The sequence below is a fragment of the Candidatus Nebulibacter yamunensis genome (genome assembly GCF_024208055.1).
GTDB lineage: Bacteria > Pseudomonadota > Gammaproteobacteria > Francisellales > Francisellaceae > Caedibacter > Caedibacter lacustris.
In genome coordinates this window covers 1-1,112 of record NZ_JAMBMW010000055.1, presented here as the reverse complement: position 1 = coordinate 1,112, position 1,112 = coordinate 1, and the positions used below count along the sequence as shown (strand labels likewise).

Sequence of the window (1,112 nt, the reverse complement as noted above, 5' to 3'; positions counted from 1 at the left end):
GGTGGTACCTATGTAAAAGGCGGAATGCTACTGGCTAAAGCTGTTGCACCAAAGATGATTGTGGAGAATGTTAAGGCAAGCGTTGCAGCGGGGAAAACAACTCAAGCTAGCCATAAAGCAGGTAAAACACGCGAGTTTGTGACTACTGTTCGAAATGGCGGAGATGAACTAGTAGATGTGTTCAGGGCTGTTAAACCTGATGAATTGGCTGATATTCGAAAAACAGGTGCACTCAATAATCTTCCAGGATTAGAAGGGAAGTATTTCACAACAAGTGCCGAGTCGGCTGCGAGTTATGCTAAACAGGCAGTTAAAGCCTTTGGTGATCCACCATATACGATCGTTAAATCACAAGTACCGCGTAGCGTTCTGAATCAACCTGGAATTTCAGCGACAGTAGATCGAGGTATTCCTGCATGCGTTCTTCCTAATAAGAACCTGCCTGGTTTGGTTCCACAAGTACTCAACTACTCGCCAGTGCCATAAGGATTCAGATATGAAAGGTATTTTTGCGAAAATAACGCTTCTTAACACTGAGGAAGGTGGTCGCTCACAAGCTATACCAGCGATGAATTTTGGATGCCCAATGTACGTTGAAAATGTTCCAGAAGTTGCAAAGCATGCTTACGATTGCCGTTTGCTTGTCCAAGAGTATGGTAAACCCATCTCGCTAGGAGATACCGTGGAGAATATTAGAATAGTGTTTCTTTCACCAGACGAGGTGATTCCGCGGTTAAAAGTTGGAACGCGCTTTACGTTGTGGGAAGGGAAAACAATAGCGTGTGGAGAGGTTACTTCGATTGAGTTGTATTAATGTCATTACCAAGGTAAACTGTCAGACCAATTACCAAAGGATTTTGTCGTGTTAATTGTATTAGTCTAACCTTAAAAATGAGTATTTATTAAATACAGAATCGCGGTTTTATAGCATCGGTGTCTATTTAATATCTTAGGATAGGCATCTATTTCAGTAATGTTTAAATAGAAAAATTTATCCAACAAAAGTTGTTGAAATAAAATAACATGATTGATACTATCAATTTTGAATCATTATTAAGAGACCCCCATTTCTTAATCGCAACCTCCTTTCCACTGACAAAAAAAGGATTTAC

2 protein-coding genes are annotated in these 1,112 nt (G+C 40.2%); both read left to right on the top strand.

The window, feature by feature from the left end:
- On the top strand, window positions 1-486 hold a 486-nt coding region (locus M1V25_RS10250), incomplete at its 5' end, for a hypothetical protein (RefSeq protein WP_498843221.1).
- Window positions 487-496: 10 nt separating this feature from the next.
- Window positions 497-814, top strand: a complete 318-nt coding sequence (locus tag M1V25_RS10245; RefSeq protein ID WP_116964849.1) for a hypothetical protein — start codon at window positions 497-499, stop codon at window positions 812-814.
- The last annotated feature ends 298 nt before the right edge of the window (window positions 815-1,112 follow it).